The sequence below is a fragment of the Pseudomonas sp. R5(2019) genome, assembly GCF_009905435.1.
Taxonomy (GTDB): Bacteria; Pseudomonadota; Gammaproteobacteria; order Pseudomonadales; family Pseudomonadaceae; genus Aquipseudomonas.
The window spans coordinates 129,397-150,203 of the sequence record NZ_JAAAMT010000004.1 but is presented as its reverse complement, the minus strand read 5'-3'; the positions used below and the strand labels follow the sequence as shown (position 1 = coordinate 150,203).

Below are 20,807 nucleotides of genomic sequence, written 5' to 3'. Positions count from 1 at the left end.
CTGGCTCCTACAGGGGGGTGTCAGCTGTCGGGATGGGTTACCAGAAATTCCAGGTGTAAGTGGTCGCCACACGATACTCGTCGTAATCGCTGCCGAATTTCTGTTTGACCTGGTTGTTACGCACCTCGAAGCCCAAGCCCTTGAGCGAGCCGCTTTGCACGACGTAGCTCAAGTTGATATTGCGCTCGCTCTCGGCGTTGTCACTGAGATTGCCACCGCGGTTCCAGTGGGTGCCCTTGGTGTAGCGGGTGAACACCTTCAAGCCCGGGACGCCCAGCGCGGCAAAGTCATAGCCATAACGGGCCGACCAGGAACGCTCGCCGGGCCGCACGAAGCCGAGCACCGACCAGTTCACCAGATAAGGTTGCGGAATAAAGCCATTGAGGGTCGGGAACATACTCTCGCCGAGCATACGCTGGTAACTGACGGCAAACATATGACCGCCCTTGAGCAGGGTGAACAAGCCGCCATAGGAGCGGTTATCCACTTCGCCACCGAGTGCCTTGCCATCTTCGTTGTTATTGAAGTAACGCAGGTCGGATTTGAGCTTGTAGCCATTGCCCAGATCCGCCATGTGCGCCAGACCGAAGTAATGTTGCTGGTAAATATCGTGCAACTTTCCGTAGAAGTACGTGGCCTGCAGTTGGCGGGTAAGGTTGTACGTCGCCCCACCAAAGTCCAGGCCCCTGCTGTCGAGTGAATCGCGGGTGCCAAACTTGTACAACTTCTCGTGGTTGGAAGATTCACGCGTCACGTTGGACCAGAAGCGTCCACCCGTCAGGGTCAGCCCATCGATCTCCCTGGACTCCAGCACCGCCCCCTGGTAGAGCGTGTCCAGTTGCCGGCTGGTGTCATTGTAAGCCACCGGCAATTGCGGGCGGTGGTCGCCGATCTTCAACTCCGTCTTCGAGTAGCGCATCTTCGCGGTAGCACCCGCGCGACTGTAGTCGTTTGCGGTCTGTTGCTCGCTGACGCTGAACGGCAGCGAGCCGTCATTGCCCGAGGAGTCCAGGCGTACCGCGTATTGACCGTTCACATCCAGGCCGACGGCCAGCGGAGTATCGGTGTACCCGGAGGTGTACTGCAGGTCGAACCCTTGCGACCAACTGTGCACTTCATTAACCGGTGCCGCGTCCTGGGTAAAGTTGCGGTGGAAGTAGAAGTTCTTCATATCCAACTTCAAATGGCTATCGTCCACTACATCAGCGTGGGTCACCAGGGGCGTCCCCATGACACTCAACACACTGATGCACCGCACGCCACGGCTCACCATTTTCTTCTGAAACATGTGACATCCCCTTTTATATATTTATACGGAGCAGAATCAACACGAAAACAGGGCAGCCGAAAACCGTGCTCCCTTATGCTGGGGGCATCGATTAGTGGTCAGGTAATGTCGTCAGCTTCCGGCCAGGAAGTTCAAACTTATGATTATTCGGTTCATTTTTTAACAGCGTCAGGCATTGCTGCTCAAGCGGTGGTAAGCGCGATTGAAATACACCAGCCCTTCCTGCGAGGCGCCCATTTTCAGGTCGAGGATTTCGCAGTAGAAAATGGTGTGCGAGCCCACTTCATGGGCCTGGGCGATGCGGCAATCAAAGCTCACCAGCGCTTCATCGAGCACCGGTGCGCCACTTTCCAGCACCTGCCACCGAGCTGTGCCGAAGCGCTGTTCCATGGTCAGTTCGCGGTTGGCGAAGACACCCGAGGTACCCTGGTGATCAGCGCTCAGAACGTTGACGCAGAGCACGCCATTGCTCTTGAAGTGCACGTTGGAATAGGACGAGCGGTTCATGCACACCAACAGGGTCGGTGGCTGGTCGGTGACACTGCAGACTGCCGAGGCCGTAAAGCCAAAGCGACCTGCCGCACCGTCGGTGGTGATAACCGAAACGGCGCCGCCGAGCAGCGCCATTGCATTGCGAAATCCAGTCGTATCGACCATGGTCTTGTCCTCCGGTGCTTCAGATATCGAGCACGAGTTTTATTGATTTGGCCCGCGAACAACACACGAGGATCTGGTCGTTGGCGGCCTTTTCATCGTCGGTCAGGTACACGTCACGGTGGTCGGGCTCGCCTTCGAGCACATCGCACAGGCAGGTGCCGCACACACCCTGCTCGCAGGAGATATCAATCTTGATGCCGACTCCGGCCAGCGCATCGAGGATTGTCTGCCCTTCGGCGACCTGGACGCTTTTGCCGCTGCGCGCTGCAACCACTTCAAAACCGGCACCGCTGTTGTCGACTTCGACCTGGAAGTACTCGCGATGGATATGGTCGTCGCTATAGCCTGCCTTGGCCGCTTCGCTGATCACCCAATCCATGAAGCCCGCCGGGCCGCAGACGTACAGGTGCACGCCCTGCTCCGCCTGGCCGAGCACAGCGGGCAAATCGAGTTTCTGCTCGGGCGCTTCGTCGTCGAAGTGGGTGCGCACGCAGTTGGCAAAATCAGCGCTTTTGAGCTCTTCGAGGAAAGCACTGTGGTTGCGCGAACGGCCGCAATAATGCAGTTCGAATTCACTGTCACGGGCTTGCAGGGTGTAAGCCATCGCCAGCATCGGCGTGATGCCGATACCGCCGCCAATCAGGATGGAGCGGCGGGCGTCAGCCGCCAGCGGGAACAGGTTGCGCGGTGCGCTGATTTGCACTTCACGGCCTTCGAGCAGTTGCTCGTGGACAGCCACCGAACCGCCGCGCGAGGCCGGGTCCTTGAGCACGCCCAGGCGATAGACCTGCGGGTCGGCCGGGTTGCTGCACAGTGAATACTGACGAACCAGGCCACCGCCCAGATGAATGTCCACATGGGCACCCGCCTCGAACACGGGCAGCGGCAGACCCGCGGGATCGCTGAGGTCGAGTACCACGACACCGGCGCCTTGTTCATGGCGCTTGCGCACCACCACGTTCAACATTTGATCATTCATTTGGGGCCATCCCGCGTTTCACACATTTCAAATTTTTCGGTAGGAGCCGAGCTTGCTCGCGATGCAGGCGCCTCGATACGTCGTGAGACCGCGCCGATGCGATCGCGAGCGAGCTCTGCTCCTACAGGTTTGCGCCTTAGCGCATAAACAGGCCGCCATTCACGTCCCAGGTCGCCCCGGTGGTGAAATAGGCGTCTTCATCGGCCAGTTGCACCACCAGCTTGCCGAGGAAATCGGCACTGCCCAGGCGCTTGACCGGAATGTTCTGAATCAGGCCTTCCAGACGCTCGGCCGGCACCGCGGCACGCACCGCCGGCGACTCGATCGGCCCCGGCGCGATGGCGTTGACCGTCACCCCGCGAGCAGCCAGTTCCTTGGCGAAGATCTTGGTCAGGGTCACGATCGCACCCTTGGACGCCGCGTAATGGGCGCCCGTGGCCGTGCCGCCGTTCTGACCGGCCAGCGAAGCCATGTTGATGATCCGCCCATAACCTTGTTCAGCCAGGTAAGTGCCGAACACCTGACAGCCGACAAAGGTGCCGCGGGTGTTGACGCTCATCACCCGGTCGAACTCCTCCGGGCTGATCTGCATCACCGGTGTGGTCATGGTCATCGCGGCGTTGTTGATCACCACGTGCAAGGCCTTGAAGCGCTCGATCACGGCTTGAAGCGCCGCTTCGAAATCAGCCTTTTGCGCCACGTCGAGCTTGAGCGCCAGCACCCGTTCACCGCTGGGGTCCAGCTCGCTGGCGGCCGCCTGGGCTGCCTCCAGCGAGAGGTCGCTGAGCACCACCGCGTAGCCTGCGGCAAACAGTTGCCGGGCGATGCTGTTGCCCAGCCCCTGAGCGGCGCCGGTCACCAATGCAGTCTGTGTCATGGTCGTGGCCTCAGAGGATGTAGCCGATACCGGCCAGGGTGTCGGTGGAGTTGATCAGCTGGATCAGCTTGCGCTGGATCTTGAAGCTGTCGCCTTCGCGCACCAGCTGGAAGGTGATGTCGGCGGTGTAGTGCTTGAGCACGTCTTTGCGAAATTCCCGCAGGTTTTGCGCGCAGCGCACGGTGATCACCCCGGCCTCGTCGCCCAGCACCCGGAAGCGCGACAGATCACGCACGGTACGGGCGCGCGGAGCGGTGGAGATCGACTCGCCGCTGGTCAGCCGCTTGACCCGCAACTGACGCATGTGATGGTCGTCATAGGCGTAGTTCAGGGTGTTTTCGAAGTCGGTTTCCAGCGGGTCGATCGGGATGATGTAGGTCGCGTTCGAGCTGTACAGCTTCAGCCAGTCGTCGAACTCGCTGTGGTCGAGCATGTCCGCTTCCTGCCAGATGAAGGCGGTGACCTGGTTGAGCAATTCAAGGTTCTGCATGGCGATTACCCCTTCACCGACATCATTTTTTTCCACTGTTGATAGGCCGCGCGCATACCGGTCTCGGCACTGACATCGCTGATCAGCCCGTCCTCGCTCGGCTTCTCGCCGGGCAGGCCACGGTTGAGCATGATGTAAAGATCGGTGCCGGCAGTGGCGCCCTTCTGCACCCGCTCCCAGGCCTCGGAATCGTCCGGGGTGCCGAAACCCATCGGGCCCTGGAAGTGCTCGTGCAAGCGCAGTCGATAACGGTTGGCGACGGCCGGGCCGCCGTCCATGGTGATCACCGCGTGATGGATTTCGGTCTCGTCGACCGAGATCGGTTGCAGCACCCGGAAGAACGCCATGGAGCAGGCGACGTTGGGGAACAGGTTGAGGTTGAACCCCGAGCCGCCGACAGCGCGAACGATGCGACGTACCTGCTGCTCTTCATGGCCTTCCTTGCGCAGCTCCTCGGCCAGCGTTTCGAAGCGCTCGGGGATCGGCAGTTCCAGGTTGGCTTCCAGATCGATCAGGTCAGGAATCATCACCATCACGCTGTGGCCGTTGCCCAAGTCTTCGACGTAGCCCGGGCCTTCGACGAAATCGAACAGCTCCAGCGTTTGCTCGTCGACCGAGGACAGGAACGACTTGTGCACCAGCGGGAAGTGGTAGGCGTCGGTGGTGTTTTCCAGCTGGATTTTCCAGTTGCCGGGGAAACGGAAGCGGTGTTCTCCGGCGACTTTCACCGGGTAGCCAGCGCCCTGCTTCATGAACAGGTCGATCCACTTTTTGGCCGGGCCGAGGAAGTCCACCAGCGGCTCGATTTCATCATTGAAGGTGGCGAAGATCATGCCGTTGTACTGCTCGACGCGCAGGCTCACCAGCGGCAGCTCGCCCTTGTCCAGGCAGTCGGCGTAGCTTTCCGGGTGCGGCACGCCACGCAGCGAACCGTCCAGCGCGTAGCTCCAGCCGTGGTACGGGCAGACGAAGCTGTTGGTCTTGCCTTTCTTGTGCTCACACACCGTGGCGCCACGATGGCGGCAGCGGTTGAGCAACACGTGCACGTCTTTCTTGCGATCGCGCACAACGATCACCGGCTGCTTGCCGATAAAAGTGCTCTTGTAGCTGCCGCTGTCCGGGATCTCACTGGCGTGAGCGACCCAGATCCAGGTCTTGTAGAAAATCCTGTCCAGCTCTTGGTCGAAGATTTTTGCGTCGGTGTACAGCGACGTGTGGACGCGGTCAGGCAACACCAGATCGGCGGGGCTGGTGTCCAGGTTCAGGGCTTCAATCAGGTTGCTCACGGGTCACTCCTCATCGGCAGGCTGGCCGACGCTTGAAAACTCGAATAAATCAGGCCGGGTGGGTCGGGCTCAGCGCTGGATAATCAGTTCGCGGCCGGTACGGGCCTCGACCTTGGCGTACTTCCACAGCTTGTAGGTGCCATCGCCCACCGGTGTGCTACGGAACAGGTTGCAGGCGGCGTTGACGGTCTCGATGTCCGGCACGTCGGCCAGCAGGTAAGTGGTCCAGGGGTAGCCGGTCGATGGGCCGACCATGCTCTGGTCGTCATCCATGTTGCCGAACACCTTGACGCCGGCCAGGTCGTGGATGCCGTTCCACATTTCGCTGAACGCGGCCCAGACTTGCAGTTGCTCCTCACGCGGGGCGTCGAAGAAGTTCTGGTTGATGCCCATGCAGAACAGGACACGCAGGGCTTTTTTCTCGCTCATCACAGTCACCAATACTTGAATTGAAAAGAGTTACAGGTAGCCGGGCAGCGGCTTGTTGCCGAAGAAAATGGCGCCGGCATTCTGGTAAGTCATGTCGCCCATGAAGGCGTGCTGGGTGATCACCTGGGCATCGTTGACGAAACGCGACAGCGGGCTGGTGCGATACACGCCGCTCATGCCAGAGAGCATTTGCGCGGTGCGCGCCACGTCCGCGGCCACCCGGGTGGCGTGGGTAGAAGACAGGCGCAACATGTTGGTCTGCTCCACCGACACCGGTTGATTGTTGAGGATGCTGGTCCAGGCATCGTCGATGGCTTCGTAGAACCAGGCCCGCGCCGAACGCAGGGCAGCCTCGGCCTTGGCCATTTCGACCTGCGCCAACGGGCGGTCGGACAGCGACGGTGCACCCGTGACCGAGATGCGGCCGCTGGCCATGCCGCTCAGCTCATCCAGTGCGGCGCGGGCCACGCCCAGGCCGACCACCGACAACACCTGAGTGGCAAACGACAGCGACGGGTAACGGAAGAAGGGTTCGGTCAGGTTCGACGGGCCGCCGCGCACGAAGGTCCAGTCTTCGGGAACGACCACGCCTTCGACGACCACGTCGTGGCTACCGGTGCCGATCAGGCCGACCACATCCCAGGTTTCCTCGACGCGCACCTTCTCGCGGGGCATGACGGCAAGGCGCGGCAACCCGAGCATGTCACCGTTTTTAGGGGCCACGCCAACGCCGATCAGGGACGCGCCCATGCAGCCGCTGGAGAATTTCCAGCGACCGTTCACTTCCAGGCCGCCGTCCACGAAAGTCGCCGGCTGAGGCGGGAAGATGCCGCCAGCAAAGACCACGTCCGGGCCGTTGGCGTAGATTTTTTCGATGGTCGCCAGCGGCAGCGCGGCCAGATACACCGGGTTCATGCCGAAGCTGGCGACCCAGCCGGCGGAGCCATCGGCGTGAGAAATGTCTTCGACCATCTTGCAGAACTCGGCGGGCGAGCGTTCGTCACCGCCAAAGCGCTTGGGAACCAGGGCGCGGTAAACGCCCAGGGTGCGAAAACGCTCGATGATGTCCTGGCTGATGAACTTCTGCGTGTCGAACTCGCCGCTGCGGGCGCGCACGCGAATCTCGGCCAACAGCTGCGCAAACTCATCGCTCGCCGTGATCGATACACCAGGCTGTTGTGCTATCGCGCTGAGTGCAGTCATGGAACTCTCCAAATAATCAGGCAGGTTATTCATCAAAGGGGTTGGGCCAACTGGCGGGCGACTGCGCACAGCAGTTCATCCGCACCCTTGGCGGCGACCAGCTGCAGGCCCACCGGCAAGCCGGACGCACCCTTCAGGGGAATCGTCAGGGCCGGGTGGCCGCTGAGGTTGAAAGCACGGACGAAGGCAGTCATGCCGAGGACGGCGCGGGTGTCCGCTGCGTCGGCGACCAACAAGGGGTAATCGGGCAGGGTCGGCAGTGCCAATACCGGGTACTGCGCCAGCAACGCGTCGACTTGAGCGGTAAACGTGGCGCGAACCTGTTCGGCGGCAGCCAGGGCGGCATCGGTGGTTTCGCTGGCGGCCAGCAGGCGACCGCTGATGTCTTCGCCGACCAGGCCGGTGGCAACCAGATGGCCGCAGGCGTTCCAGGTTTCACGGTTGATCACCACCATGCCGGCGTCATAGGCGGCAGCCATGCCTGGCAACTCAGTGCTCTGAAGCTCAAAACCGCTGGCATTCAGCGCGGCATCGACTGCCGACTGAACCTCGGGATTGGCCTCGACAGACAGCACGCCGACACGCACGCCATCAACACTTGGCAATGCCTTGAAAGAAGGATCGATAGCTTGCATCGCGGCGATCAGCGTCTCGATGTTGCGGGCAAACGGGCCGACGCAATCCAGGCTGCTGGTGGCTGGCATGACCCCGGCACGGCTGACCCGGCCAAAGGTCGGCTTGAGCCCGAAGACACCGCAGCAAGCGGCGGGAATACGCACCGAGCCACCGGTATCGGTGCCCAGGGAAAAGTCGCAAAGACCGGCCGCGACCGCCGCTGCCGAACCGCTGGAAGACCCTCCCGGGATGCGCCCGGGATACAGCGGGTTGGCGGCCGTGCCGGTGAAGTGGTTGATACCCGTGGTGCCATAGGCCAGTTCGTGCAGGCTGGTTTTACCGATGATCCGGCAACCGGCCGCCAACACATCCTTGACCACTTGTGCATGCACCCCAGCCGCTGGCGCATCGTTCAATGCACGACTGCAAGCGCGGGTCGGGTAGCCCGCGATATCGAGGGTGTCCTTGACCATGACGGTCAGGCCGCTGCCACCTAATGCCAAATGCTCGACGACGATTGTCATGTCATCACCCATTGAACAAGCGCACTGCGCTCGATTTCGATTTGCCCGGCGACCCGAGGGTGCCAAACGCTTAAATCTAAAATCGTAATATTTACGTGAAATGTCAATTGTATTTTGCAGTGTTTTTTGATGGGTATTTTGGGTGCATTTTCAGTTGGAACGCACCGGTCGCGTGCATTTTGGTAACACGACAAAAACAGCCAGTCGCGCTCAAAAAAACCTATTTATATCTTAAATAACAATTACTTAACTTATTTTTCAAGGCAAAACGCGCGCGGTAACACCCGCTTATCGGATGGGTTTAAAACGATAAAGCCTCCAGGATAAATAAAAAATTTCACCTGAATTTTCACGTATTTTTTAGTGAAAAAATCACACCAAACAATCGATCAAAAAATAGATTTTTCAGTGACCGCGATCCACCTTCAAAGCCACGTCGCAACGCTGTTGCAGGGATTTTCCAACCGCCCTTGCACACCCGCTCCGCGACAGCCTCAAATGCTTGGCGAAGTGCCATCAAGGCCCTGCTCACCCCTCGCTCAAAACGGGGCGTCGGATTTTTCTGGCATGCAACCTGCTATTTCCCCTACCCGAACATCGACGGCAGCGCTCCTCGAGAACTCGCGCGCCGGCTTCGCCTTGCAACGCTTCGGAGAAAGTCATGCTCTTCAAAAAAGCTGTGTCCACCCTGCTGTTGAGTGCTGCGGTCAGTGCGTCCATCGCCCAGGCCGATGTGAAGGTCGGTGTGATCACCTCCTCCACCGGGCCTATCGCCATGGTCGGCTTGCCGCAGAAAAACAGCGTGCCGCTGCTGCCGCGGGAAGCTGGCGGGCAGACCATTACCTATTTCGACCTGGACGACGCCAGCGACCCGACCGCCAGCGTCAAGGCGCTGAAGAAGCTGATCAGCGAAGACAAGGTCGACGCGATCATCGGCCCAAGCGGCTCGCCCAACGCCATGGGCGTGATCCAGTTCGCTGCCGAAGCCGGCGTGCCATTGCTGGCACCGGTGGGCACCGCCGCTGTGGTGCTGCCGATGAACGATGTCAAAAAGTGGGTGTTCAAGACCACCCAGAACGACGACCTGATCGCCAAGGCGCTGTTCGCCAACATGCAAAAGAAGGGCGTGAAAACCCTGGGCCTGATCGGCACCGCCGACCCCTACGGCGAGAACTGGGCCAAGGTCACCAGCGCGCTGGCCGCCGAGCACAACATCAAGGTGGTCGCCAACGAACGCTTTCAGCGCCAGGACACCTCCGTCACCGGGCAAAGCCTGAAGATCCTCACCACGCGCCCCGACGCCGTCCTCATCGCGGCCCCCGGCACCTCGGCGGTGATGCCGCAGACCACGCTGTTTGACCAGGGCTACCGCGGCCAGATTTACCAGACCCACGGCGCAGCCCTGCCCGACTACCTGAAGTTGGGTGGCAAGAAAGTCGAGGGCACGATTCTGGCCGCCAGCCTGATGCTGGTGCTCGATGAGGTGCCGGACAGCAACCCATCGAAGAAGATCGCCAGCGACTACATCGCCGCCTACGAAAAACTCAACGGCAGCAAGCCCGCCACCTTCGGCGCCAACACCTTTGACGCCGGCCTGTTGTTGCAAGCGGCGATTCCGGTCGCCGCCGCCAAGGCCTCACCCGGCACGCCGGAATTCCGCCTGGCCCTGCGCGACGCACTGGAACAGACCAGGGAGTTGGCCGGCACCCAGGGCGTCTACAACATGACCGCGACCGACCACAGCGGCTTCGATGAGCGCGGCCGCGAGCTGATCCAGGTCAGGAACGGCGCCTGGACCCTGCTCAAGGACTGACTCCGCTGTCCGCCGCGCGCCATCCCGAACCGTGAGATGGCGCGCAGCTCAAGCCTGATGACCCCGTAGAAGAGTTACCACTATGAACTTCCAGATAGCCATGCTGCTGGGCCAGGACGGCATCACCAATGGCGCGATCTACGCGTTGCTGGCGTTGTCGATCCTGCTGGTCTTTACCGTCACCCGCATCCTGTTGATCCCCCAGGGTGAGTTCGTCACCTATGGCGCCCTGACCATGGCGAGCATTCAGGCCGGCCAGCCGACCGCACTGGTCTGGCTGGTGCTGGCCCTGACGGTGATCGACTGCCTCCTCGACCTGATCGGCGCGGCACGCTCCAGCCACGCCTGGCGCTTTCCGAAAAAAATTCTCCTCAAGCTCGGTTACGCCGTCGCTTTGGTGGCGCTGGTTCGCACGCTGCCATTGGCCGAGCTGCCGATGGCGCTGCAAGCCTTGCTGACCCTCGCGCTGGTCGTGCCGCTGGGGCCGCAGATCTACCGTCTGGTGTTCCAGCCGATTGCCTCGGCAAGCTCGCTGGTGCTGCTGATCGTGTCCATCGCCGTGCACGTCAGCATGGTCGGCATCGCCCTGCTGCTGTTCGGTCCGGAAGGGGCGCGCACCCAGCCGTTCTCCGAGCAAGGGCTGGCGATTGGCCCGGTGATGTTCAACAGCCAGACGCTGTGGGTGATCTTCGTTTCCCTGAGCCTGATCATCGCGCTGTTTCTGTTCTTTGAGCGCACCCTATACGGCAAGGCCCTGCGTGCTACCGCCGTGAACCGTATGGGCGCGCGGCTGATGGGCATTTCGCCGAACCTGGCCGGCAAGGCCACGTTCCTGCTGGCGACCTTTATCGGCGCGCTGTCGGGCATCCTCATCGCCCCGATCACCACGCTGTACTTCGACTCCGGTTTCATCATCAGCCTCAAGGGCTTTGTCGGCGCCATTATCGGCGGTCTGGTCAGCTATCCGCTGGCCGCGCTTGGCGCCGTCAGCGTCGGCCTGATCGAGGCGTTCTCGATGTTTTGGGCCAGCACCTACAAAGAAATCATCGTGTTCACCCTGATCATTCCGTTCCTGATCTGGCGTTCGTTCACCAGCCGCCACGTGGAGGAAGAAGAATGAATCCGCGCTACCTGATCTTGCTGTTCGTGGTGACCCTGGGCGTGGCGGCGCAAGCGCTGCCGCCCTACTACGTCACCCTGCTCAACTACATCGGCCTCTACACCCTGGTGGTGCTCGGCCTGGTCCTGCTGACCGGCGTCGGTGGCATGACCAGCTTCGGCCAAGCGGCATTCGTGGGCCTGGGTGCCTACACCAGCGCCTGGTTGACCACCGCCAGCCCGGAGCAGATTCCGGGCTGGCTGGCCTGGGCCACGGCCTCGCCGTGGCTAACGCTGCTGGTGGGTGTAACGCTGACCGTGGTGGTGGCGCTGATTCTCGGCGCGCTGACCCTGCGCCTGTCTGGCCACTACTTGCCACTGGGCACCATCGCCTGGGGGCTGTCACTGTATTACCTGTTCGGCACCGTCGAATCACTGGGTGGGCACACCGGCGTCAGCGGCCTGCCGTCGATCACGCTACTGGGCTGGACGCTGGACCAGGGCAACAAGATTTTCTACCTGATCTGGGCGGTGCTGCTGGTCGCCATGCTGCTGACGCAAAACCTGCTGGACTCACGCGAAGGCCGAGCCATCCGCGCGCTCAAGGGCGGCCAGGTGATGGCCGAATCCATGGGCGTGAACACCTTCCGCGCGAAGATGGTGATCTTCGTCATCTCCGCCGTGTTTGCGGCGCTGTCCGGCTGGCTGTACGCCCACACCCAACGCTTCGTCAACCCGACGCCGTTTGGTTTGAACATGGGCATCGACTACCTGTTCATGGCCTTGATCGGCGGCGTCGGCAGCGTCTGGGGTGCCCTGCTCGGCTCGGGCATCCTGACGATGCTCAAGCAATGGCTGCAGGACTGGCTGCCGGTGTTGATGGGCAACAGCGGCAACTACGAGACCATCGTCTTCGGCATTCTGATCGTGCTGTTGATGCAACGTGCACCGGGTGGCCTGTGGCCGATGCTGGTGAAGCTGTTCAAGCCCCGCGGCAAGAAAGTCAAAACCGTTGCAATCAACAGTGAGCGCGAACTGCCACGTCGCCAGTTGCCCAAGGCCGGCAGCGTGATTCTGGAAGCGCGCCATGTCACCAGGCGCTTCGGCGGGCTGGTGGCCAACAATGACATGAACCTGGAAGTTCACGCCGGCGAAATCCTCGCCCTGATCGGCCCCAACGGCGCCGGCAAGAGCACCCTGTTCAACCAGCTCTCCGGCGTCGACACACCGACCTCCGGTGAGGTGCTGTTCATGGGCGAACGCGTCAACGGTGTGCGCTCGCGCTTGATGGCCCGCAACGGCATGAGCCGGACCTTCCAGCACGTGAAACTGCTGCCGACCATGAGCGTGCTGGAAAACGTCGCCATCGGCGCCCACCTGCGCGGCCACAAAGGCCTGCTGGCAGCGACCCTGCGCCTGGACCGGCGCGAAGAAGCCGACCTGCTGGCTGAAGCCCGCCGCCAGCTCGAACGCGTGGGTCTGGGCGACTACCTCCATGAGGAAGCCGGCAGCCTTGCGCTCGGGCAACAAAGGATCATGGAAATCGCCCGCGCCCTGTGCGCCGACCCGTGCCTGTTGCTGCTCGACGAACCGGCCGCCGGCCTGCGCCTGAAAGAGAAGGAAGCCCTCGGCATCCTGCTCAGCCGCCTGCGCAGCGAAGGCATGGCGATCCTGCTGGTCGAGCACGACATGGACTTCGTCATGGGCCTGGTCGACCGCGTGGTGGTCATGGAGTTTGGCCAGCGCATCGCCCAGGGCTTGCCTGAAGAGGTGCAAAAAGACCCCGCCGTACTCGAAGCCTACCTGGGAGGGGCCGAATGATGAACGCACCCGTACATGGCATGAACAACCAGGGTGGCAACACCCTGCTGGAAATCAAGGAACTGAGCGTCGCCTACGGCAAGGTCGAGGCCCTGAGCAACGCCAGCCTGCGGGTTGGCGAGGGGCAGATCGTCACCGTGATCGGCCCCAACGGCGCCGGCAAGACCACCCTGCTCTCGGCGATCATGGGCGTGCTCGGCTCGCGCGGCCAGGTCAACTTCGACGGCAGCCTGGAAGCGGTGCCTGAAGTCGAAGTGATGGTCTCTCGCGGCCTGGGCCTGGTGCCGGAAAAACGCGAGCTGTTCACCAGCATGAGCGTGGCCGACAACCTGCTGCTGGGCGCGTTCGAGCGCCACCGCCGGGGCAAGCGCGACCACGGCCAGACGCTGAAGGAAATCTATGACCTGTTTCCGCGTCTGTGGGAACGCCGCGACCAGCTGGCCGCCACCCTCTCCGGCGGCGAGCGGCAGATGCTCGCGGTGGGCCGCGCGCTGATGGCCAAGCCGCGCCTGCTGATGCTCGATGAGCCCAGCCTGGGCCTGGCGCCGCTGATCACCCGGGAGATCTTCCGCATCATCACCGCCCTGCGCCAGCAAGGCGTGTCGATCCTGCTGGTGGAGCAGAACGCCCGCGCCGCGCTTCGGGTCGCCGACTACGCCTATGTACTGGAGACCGGCCAGATCGCCATGCAAGGCCCGGCCGCACAACTGGCCGACGACCCACGGGTGATCGAGGCCTACCTGGGGTTGGCGAGCAAACATCAAGAGATGTTGGCCAGTTGAGCGCGCCAATGGAGCAAGGAGCCCCCATGAGCGAACCCCTGCGCATCGCCATCGTCGGTGCGGGCGCCATCGGCTGCACCCTGGCCGCCCGCCTGCTCGGCAGCGGCCAGGCCGTCACACTGCTGGCCCGGGGTAACAGCCTGGCCCGCATCCGCGAAGACGGTATCCGCCTGAATGACCTCGACGGCCAGCACCATGTGTGCGTCGTGGCCAGCGACGACGCCGAGGCCCTGGGCACGCAGGAGCTGATCTTCATCTGCACCAAAGCCCCGGCCTTGCGCGCCGCGCTGGAGCAGATCCAGCCGATGCTTGGCCCCGACACCGTGGTGGTACCGGTGGTCAACGGCGTGCCCTGGTGGTACTTCCATGGCGAAGGCGGCCGCTTTGCCGGGCAGACCGTCCAGGCGGTTGACCCGGACGGCGCCCTGAGCCGCGCACTGGACATGAAACACCTGATCGGCTGCGTGGTGTTTATCACCGCGCAAACCGTGGCGCCAGGCCAGGTCGAATCCAATAACCCGCACCTGATGATTGTCGGCGAGCCGGACAACAGCCTGAGCCCACGACTTGAGCGGGTGCGCCAGGTGATCGAGAAGGCCGGGATCGAAGCCCGCAGCAGCGACCGGATCCGCGACAACCTGTGGACCAAGATCATCGCCAACCTGAGCTCCAACCCACTGTCGGTGGTCACTGGCGCGACCCTTGAGCAGCTTTACAGCCTGCCGGCCTTGCGTGAGCTGGTCAGCAGCGTGCTCCACGAAACCCTGCTGACCGCCGCCGCCCACGGCGCACGGGTCAGCATCGATCCGCACACCTTTCTGGAACTGGGCGCCAACATGGGCCCGGTCCGCACCTCGATGCTCCAGGACTACGACAACGGCCGCCCGCTGGAGCTCGCCGCCATCGGCGACGCTGTGCTGGAACTGGCCGAGCAGATGGCGGTGCCCATGCAGGTCACCCGCAACATCATTGCCCTGGCGCGTTTTCGCGGCGAACACAGAACCTTTGCAAGGAGCCCGGCATGAGCCTTCAACCTTCTCACTGCAGCCACGAAGAATGGGCACTGCGCGTTCAACTCGCGCACTGCTACCACCTGGTGGATTTCTTCGGCTGGACCGAAACCATCTTCAACCATATTTCCGCGCGCCTGCCCGGCCCGGCACACCACTACCTGGTCAACCCGTTCGGCCAGAACTACACCGAGGTGACACCGGCCAACCTGCTCAAGGTCGATCTGGACGGCAATAAGCTGGAGCCCTCGCCGTTCGATGCCAACCCGGCCGGCTTCGCCCTGCACAGCGCCGTGCACGGCGCCCGCCACGACATTCAATGCGTGATCCACACCCACACCACACCGATCTCAGCCATCGTGCAGAAAAAGGCCGGCTTCGATCACCACAATTTCTATGGCGCCCAGCTCTATGGGCGCATCGGTTACCACACCTTTGAAGGCATCACGCTGTTCGATGACGAGAAGGCGCGAATGATCGACAGCCTGGGCGACAAGCACATTCTGGTACTGCGCAACCACGGCATCGCGGTCGGTGAAAGCAGCATCGCCAAGGCGTTCTTCCTGCTCTGGACCGTGCAGCGCGCGGCCGAAATCCAGTGCCAGGCCGGCGCCCTGGGCGGTGAAGACAATCCGTTGCCCGAAGACATCAGCGCCAAGTGCGCGGACCTGACCGCGATGCTGATTCGCGAAAGCGGCTTTGCGATCAAATTCTTCGACGCCATGGTCCGCAAGCTGATCGCCGAGCGCGGCCAGCCATGGTAAGCGAGGCGGACAAGCCGCTGCCGATCTCACGCCTTGATCCGCAAGGCGTGCTGCTGAGCTGCAATGACGAATATTTGCAAATGTGCAGTTACCCGCGTGAAGCCTTGCTCGGCAAGCCCTTCGAAATGATCAACCACCCGGCGCTACCGCGCCAGGTGCTGGATTCGATGTGGCGCACCCTGCGCGCCGGGCTGCCGTGGACGGCGCCGGTGATGGGGCAGGATCGCTTTGGCTACACGTTCTGGCGCTATCTGTACGTGGTGCCATTGATGGACGGCGGCAAGCTCAGTGCGCTGGGTACGGTGTACCACCCGCTGGACGACGGGCAGATCGAACAGGCTGGCGCGTTGTACGCTCGGCTCAACAGGCCGGGCGGATTTAGGGCACTGGCCGGCTGGTTCGCGGCGCGCTGGCAACGCGCCGCCCTGCCCCGCACGCTGGCGCGCTACCCGCAGGCATTCAGCGATCCGGCGCTGGCGGCGCTACACGGGTCCGGGAGCATCGGCCGCTTTGCCATGGCCTTGCACAGCCAGCAACTGCGCATGCGCACCGTGATGGCGCGGATCCAGATCAACGGCCAGACCCTGCGCCAGCGTGCCGACGAAGCCTCGCGCATGGGTGAGGAGCAGGCCCGACAACTGCAACGCCAGCTTAACGAAACCGACCAGTCCGCCGCTGCCATCCACCAGATGAGCACGACCATTCAGGCGTTGTCGCAAAACCTGCAACAGGCGGCTCAGGCCACCCAGCAAGTCGATGCGCTGGCCGAGCAGGGTCAGCAGACCACCACGCAAAGCCAGCAATCGCTGCACACGCTGTTTGGTTCGGTCGAGGAAATCGCTGAAGCCGTGGCCCGGCTGGCTTCGTCGATCGATGCCATCAGCGGCATCACTGAAGTGATTCACGGTATCGCCGAGCAGACCAACTTGTTGGCGCTCAACGCGGCGATCGAAGCGGCACGGGCGGGTGAGTCCGGTCGTGGATTTGCCGTGGTCGCCGATGAAGTGCGCAGCCTGGCGGCGCGAACCCGCCAATCCACCGGGCAGATCCAGCAATCGATCGAAGCCTTGCGCCAGGGCAGCACCCAGGCGCTGGAAACCGCCGTGCGCGGCCAGACGGCGGCACGCCAATCAGAGGTCGATGCCAAGCGGGTCGACGGTGCCTTGCGCGAGATTGGTGAGCAGGTCAGGCACATCACCGACGTCAGCCTGCAAATGGCCGCCGCGATCGAGCAACAGGGCCAGGTTGCCGAAGAGGTGAATCGACAGATCAGCCAGATCGCCGCGCTGTCGGGCCAGAGCCAGCAACAGGCCGAGCATAACGTGAAGATCAGCCATGAACTGCGCGAGCTGGCCGCCTCGCAACTGGACCTGGCCAAACGCTTCCGCCACGGTTGAACGCATCCATCGCCGCCTGCGATGGATCACCGCGTGAAACACGTCTTTTCGCTCGCCCTTGCCCTCCCTAGTCTGAACCCCACCTACCGCTCTCCCCTGTGAAACGGGGCGGCGGTAAACCAATAACAATAAAACAAGGTTCAAGACGATGACGCGACCCACTCGCCTGGGCATTGCCGTTGCGCTGGGCATGCTGACCACCCCCGCTTTTGCCGATTTCATCAGCGACTCCAGCGGCAAGCTGGAACTGAAAAACTTCTACTTCAGCCGCGACTTTCGCGATGGTTTTCCCAGCCAGTCCAAACGCGAAGAATGGGCACAGGGCTTTCAACTTAACCTGCAATCCGGCTTCACCGACGGGGTGGTCGGCGTGGGCGTGGACGCCATCGGCATGCTCGGCCTCAAGCTCGACTCCAGCCCCGACCGCACCGGCACCGGCCTGCTGCCTCGCGGACGCGATGGCCGTGCCGAAGACGACTACTCCAAATTCGCCCTGACCGCCAAGGCCAGAATCAGCAAGACCGAACTGCGTTACGGAGGGTTGATCCCGGTGCTGCCGCTGCTGGCCAGCAACAGCAGCCGGCTGTTCCCGCAGGTGTTCAACGGCGGCCAGATAAGCTTCAAGGAAGTGGACAAACTGACCGTCACCGCCGGACGCGTAGACAAGGTCAAGCAACGGGACTCCAGCGACTCCGAAGACTTGACCACCATGGGCCAGCTCGGAGCCTATTCCACCGCCGTGACCAGCGACAGCTACCGCTATGCCGGCGCCGATTACCAGGTCACCCCTGCCCTTACCCTGAGCGGCCAGGTGGCTGAACTGGAGGATTTCTACCGACGCTATTTTGCCGGGCTCAAATACAGCGTTGGCCTGGGGCCGGGCAAGGCGTTCACCGAACTGCGTTATTTCACCGCCAAAGAGATCGGCGCCGAGAAAGTCGGCGAAGTGGATAACCGGGTGATCAGCAGCAACTTCGGCTACCAACTGGGTGCGCATCGCCTCAGCGGTGGCTATCAAAAAATCTCGGGTGATACGGCCTATGCCTATCTGGGCGGCAGCGATACCTACCTGTTCAGTGAACAGCAGGTCAGCACCTTTGCCCTGCAGAATGAACGGGCCTGGCATGCCCGCTATGACTACGACTTCGCCGCCCTCGGGTTACCCGGGCTGACCTTCACCTTGCGCTACGTCAAAGGCGACAACGTTGACCCGCAACACATCAGCACGCGCAAGGCTGCGTTGCTTCGCGCTTCGGGCGATGAAGGCCAGGAATGGGAGCGCACCACGGACATTGCCTATGTGGTGCAAAGCGGGCCTTTGAAGAGTCTCGGCTTGCGCTGGCGAAACGCAACGGCGCGCTCGAACTACTACGACAGCGCCGATGAGAACCGGGTGATCCTCAGCTACGTCGTGGGCTTCTAAGATCTCCACCAAATCCGAATCCTACCCCTGTAGGAGCAAAGCTTGCTTGCGATGCAGGCGCTGCGTTGTATCCGGCCGACCGCGTTGATTTTATCGCAGGCAAGCCTTGCTCCTACCCGATCAAAAGCAACCCGCGCAGGTCCTGCACAAACGCACATCGGTCGTACAGCACCTAAAATTTGGAACCGCCCACCCTCCCCGTCTGCTTCGGCAACTCCCCAAACCGCTGCCGATAGTAATTGGCAAACCGCCCCACATGCCCAAACCCAAACTCCAGCGCCACTTCGGTCACACTGGCATGGGGCTTCCCAAGCAAGTACTCCCGAGCCGCCTCAAGTCGCAAACCGCGCAAGCGGTCCATAGGGCTTTGGCCGTATTCGCGCTGACACAAAGTGTTCAAGCTGCGAATACTCACACCCGCAGCAACCGCGAGTTCGGCCAAGGTAATGCCCTGGCCAAGGTGCTCACGCATGCAGGCGTCGATTTTTTGCAGCTGGCGGATTGGCTGGCGTAGCGAAAGCGGCTCTTGCTGCGCAGCGGAACAATGGCTGAGCAAAAACAGCGGCAAGCTTTGCTCCAGATGCTGCAACCAGCGCGAAGGCGTTGCACCCGGCGCCCCATCCGGCAAATGCTCCAGCAACTCGCTGACCAGGCGAAACCAGCGCATCGCCAGCGGCCGCTGCAAGCGGCTGACCGGCGCCAATGTGAAACCCGATGGCAAGTCATCGGCCAACGCCATCTGGCTGGCATCGAGCAATGCCCGCGGCAACTTGAGAATCAACTGCTCGCAGCCCTCCTCCCACACCACTCGGGCTTGCTCACGCGGCGACAGAATCGCCACTTCGCCGGGGCTGACGCAATAGCCCATGCCGTCGGACTCAAGGGTTGCACTGCCGCGCAGTGGCATCTGCACCAGCACGAAATCCTCGAAAGGCTGTGGCCGGATTTCCACCTGGCCGCCGTAACGCAGCGCATAGAGCTCGCAACTGGCTACCTGCCCCCGATAGAACGCCGTATCGACGCCGCCCCGAGGCCAGTCCAGTTCGTGCTCCACCAGCGCTTGCCCCATCAACCGCTGGGTTTCCTGCGCCGAACGGCTGGTAAACACCGGCTCGCGACACATCAACGACAAATTCAGGCCCACGCTATTGGCGGTGGCCGACTGCAAGGTCGTCATCTCAAAGCGACCGGTTGCGACGGGCTTCGCTGCGCTGCAGGGTGGCGCTGGGCGTTTCGTTGAACAGCTTGCGGTATTCGCTGGCAAACCGGCCCAGGTGGGAGAAACCCCAGCCCATGGCGATCACGGAGATATTGCGCACCGAGGCGTCTTCAAGAATTTCCTGACGCACAGCGCCGAGGCGAAATTTCTTCAGGTACGCCATGGGTGAGACGCCGAAGTGCTTGCGAAAACCTTCGAACAGTTTGAAGCGAGAAACACCCGCCGCGGCTTCGATGTCTTCCAGGTGAATATCTTCGCGGGCGTTGCTTTCGATGAAGTCCTTGGCACGCACCAGGTAGTACGGCAACTTGGCGCCCAGCTGATCACGCAGCTCGGCACTGTAGTTGTTGGGCTGGGACAGGATCAGGCCCTTGATCAGCGCGCTTTCGATATCACGGGTGAAGCACACCTGATCGAACAGATCGTGGCCGCGCTCCAGCTCGTCGATGTAGTAACGGGCCAGCCGCCACCAGGAGGCAGAAGCGCCGTTGACCGCATCCATTACCGGCTCGAACATCAGCGGCATTTCCGGCGGGCGTTGCAGCATGCCTTCCAGGGTCTGACGCATGGCCATGCGGGTGATCACCACGGAGATCTTGTGGCAGTCGCCGGCCATGCTCAGTTCCTGGGTTTCGTGAGGTGTCACGATCAGGCCCTGATCCTGGTTGGAGTACAGCCGACGGCCGTCCTTGACCAGCTCTTGCTCGCCGCGAATCGGCAGGCTGAGGCTGTAGCAATTGAGGTGTTCGGCATCCTCGACGCCGATGGTCACATCGGTGCCGTACTCCATCCGGCCCAGGGTCGTCGACATGGATTTGAAGACATTGGCCTTGTGGTGAAACTGAATCCGGTTCGGCTGGGGAGTCTGCAGTTCGTGCGGCCCGCAAATACCGGCCATCCACGCGCGAGCGCCGGCCAGGTCGTAGCGGTCTATGCGGATATCTCGAAATTGGACAACACTTGGTTCGGTCATGACAGTGCACCCACGGCGATGGACATCGACACGCTCTTCGGCGCGTAGGCTCATTGAGTTGCAAGGGCTATGCCCAGCCAGTGCGATCGGGCGATATCCGCACTTTTCGGCTAGTAATCGAAGACTATCTGGATATCGAACGCGGTGCGCGGCGATTAC

Annotated in this window: 20 protein-coding genes; 8 read left to right on the top strand and 12 right to left on the bottom strand. The window is 62.0% G+C overall.

Annotated elements, in window-relative coordinates; genetic code table 11:
* Positions 1-37: 37 nt before the first annotated feature.
* From GUY40_RS04770 to GUY40_RS04725, 10 genes are all read right to left on the bottom strand, one after another.
* The gene (locus tag GUY40_RS04770) at positions 38-1,288 is read right to left on the bottom strand and encodes an OprD family outer membrane porin (RefSeq protein WP_166567788.1); all 1,251 of its coding nucleotides are present in this window, start codon (positions 1,286-1,288) and stop codon (positions 38-40) included.
* Between the two features lie 168 nt (positions 1,289-1,456).
* On the bottom strand, positions 1,457-1,945 hold the full coding sequence (locus GUY40_RS04765) for a flavin reductase (protein ID WP_166567787.1): 489 nt from the start codon (positions 1,943-1,945) through the stop codon (positions 1,457-1,459).
* 19 nt (positions 1,946-1,964) lie between these two features.
* A complete protein-coding gene (locus tag GUY40_RS04760) occupies positions 1,965-2,924 on the bottom strand; it encodes a PDR/VanB family oxidoreductase (protein ID WP_166567786.1) in 960 nt (319 codons plus the stop codon).
* Between the two features lie 136 nt (positions 2,925-3,060).
* Positions 3,061-3,801: an SDR family NAD(P)-dependent oxidoreductase gene (locus GUY40_RS04755; protein WP_166567785.1), complete on the bottom strand. Its 741-nt coding sequence runs from the start codon at positions 3,799-3,801 to the stop codon at positions 3,061-3,063.
* 10 nt (positions 3,802-3,811) lie between these two features.
* On the bottom strand, positions 3,812-4,291 hold the full coding sequence (locus tag GUY40_RS04750) for an aromatic-ring-hydroxylating dioxygenase subunit beta (RefSeq protein ID WP_166567784.1): 480 nt from the start codon (positions 4,289-4,291) through the stop codon (positions 3,812-3,814).
* A gap of 5 nt (positions 4,292-4,296) precedes the next feature.
* Positions 4,297-5,577 (bottom strand): aromatic ring-hydroxylating dioxygenase subunit alpha, encoded by a 1,281-nt coding sequence (locus GUY40_RS04745; protein ID WP_166567783.1) that lies wholly within the window; start codon positions 5,575-5,577, stop codon positions 4,297-4,299.
* Positions 5,578-5,646: 69 nt separating this feature from the next.
* Positions 5,647-6,006, bottom strand: a complete 360-nt coding sequence (locus GUY40_RS04740) for an IacB protein (RefSeq protein WP_166567782.1) — start codon at positions 6,004-6,006, stop codon at positions 5,647-5,649.
* A gap of 30 nt (positions 6,007-6,036) precedes the next feature.
* Positions 6,037-7,209, bottom strand: coding sequence for an acyl-CoA dehydrogenase family protein (locus GUY40_RS04735; protein WP_166567781.1), 1,173 nt, complete (start codon positions 7,207-7,209; stop codon positions 6,037-6,039).
* A 32-nt stretch (positions 7,210-7,241) separates the two neighbouring features.
* Entirely contained in the window at positions 7,242-8,348 is a 1,107-nt protein-coding gene (locus GUY40_RS04730; protein ID WP_166567780.1) for an amidase, read from the bottom strand.
* Between the two features lie 349 nt (positions 8,349-8,697).
* Positions 8,698-8,865 (bottom strand): hypothetical protein, encoded by a 168-nt coding sequence (locus GUY40_RS04725; protein WP_166567779.1) that lies wholly within the window; start codon positions 8,863-8,865, stop codon positions 8,698-8,700.
* A 144-nt stretch (positions 8,866-9,009) separates the two neighbouring features.
* Between GUY40_RS04725 and GUY40_RS04720 the strand changes: the two genes are divergently transcribed.
* The 8 genes from GUY40_RS04720 to GUY40_RS04685 all read left to right on the top strand — a co-directional run bounded on the left by GUY40_RS04720 (position 9,010) and on the right by GUY40_RS04685 (position 18,456).
* On the top strand, positions 9,010-10,161 hold the full coding sequence (locus tag GUY40_RS04720; RefSeq protein WP_166567778.1) for an ABC transporter substrate-binding protein: 1,152 nt from the start codon (positions 9,010-9,012) through the stop codon (positions 10,159-10,161).
* A gap of 82 nt (positions 10,162-10,243) precedes the next feature.
* Positions 10,244-11,281: a branched-chain amino acid ABC transporter permease gene (locus GUY40_RS04715; protein ID WP_166567777.1), complete on the top strand. Its 1,038-nt coding sequence runs from the start codon at positions 10,244-10,246 to the stop codon at positions 11,279-11,281.
* Positions 11,278-13,080: an ATP-binding cassette domain-containing protein gene (locus GUY40_RS04710; RefSeq protein WP_166567776.1), complete on the top strand. Its 1,803-nt coding sequence runs from the start codon at positions 11,278-11,280 to the stop codon at positions 13,078-13,080. Before GUY40_RS04715 ends, GUY40_RS04710 begins: the two co-directional genes overlap by 4 nt.
* A gap of 20 nt (positions 13,081-13,100) precedes the next feature.
* Positions 13,101-13,862 carry an ABC transporter ATP-binding protein gene (locus GUY40_RS04705; protein ID WP_371924710.1) on the top strand — a complete coding sequence of 254 codons (762 nt, stop codon included), beginning with the start codon at positions 13,101-13,103 and terminating at the stop codon, positions 13,860-13,862.
* A gap of 26 nt (positions 13,863-13,888) precedes the next feature.
* Positions 13,889-14,887: a ketopantoate reductase family protein gene (locus GUY40_RS04700; protein ID WP_166567775.1), complete on the top strand. Its 999-nt coding sequence runs from the start codon at positions 13,889-13,891 to the stop codon at positions 14,885-14,887.
* The gene (locus GUY40_RS04695) at positions 14,884-15,636 is read left to right on the top strand and encodes a class II aldolase/adducin family protein (protein WP_166567774.1); all 753 of its coding nucleotides are present in this window, start codon (positions 14,884-14,886) and stop codon (positions 15,634-15,636) included. Before GUY40_RS04700 ends, GUY40_RS04695 begins: the two co-directional genes overlap by 4 nt.
* On the top strand, positions 15,630-17,033 hold the full coding sequence (locus GUY40_RS04690) for a methyl-accepting chemotaxis protein (RefSeq protein WP_166567773.1): 1,404 nt from the start codon (positions 15,630-15,632) through the stop codon (positions 17,031-17,033). The genes GUY40_RS04695 and GUY40_RS04690 overlap by 7 nt, the downstream gene beginning before the upstream one ends.
* Positions 17,034-17,181: 148 nt before the next feature.
* Positions 17,182-18,456: an OprD family porin gene (locus GUY40_RS04685; protein WP_166567772.1), complete on the top strand. Its 1,275-nt coding sequence runs from the start codon at positions 17,182-17,184 to the stop codon at positions 18,454-18,456.
* Between the two features lie 172 nt (positions 18,457-18,628).
* Here the strand turns inward: GUY40_RS04685 and GUY40_RS04680 are convergent, their stop codons facing one another.
* Both GUY40_RS04680 and GUY40_RS04675 read right to left on the bottom strand, forming a co-directional pair.
* Positions 18,629-19,633 carry an AraC family transcriptional regulator gene (locus GUY40_RS04680; protein ID WP_166567771.1) on the bottom strand — a complete coding sequence of 335 codons (1,005 nt, stop codon included), beginning with the start codon at positions 19,631-19,633 and terminating at the stop codon, positions 18,629-18,631.
* 1 nt (position 19,634) lies between these two features.
* Positions 19,635-20,648, bottom strand: coding sequence for an AraC family transcriptional regulator (locus tag GUY40_RS04675; RefSeq protein WP_166567770.1), 1,014 nt, complete (start codon positions 20,646-20,648; stop codon positions 19,635-19,637).
* Positions 20,649-20,807: the final 159 nt, after the last annotated feature.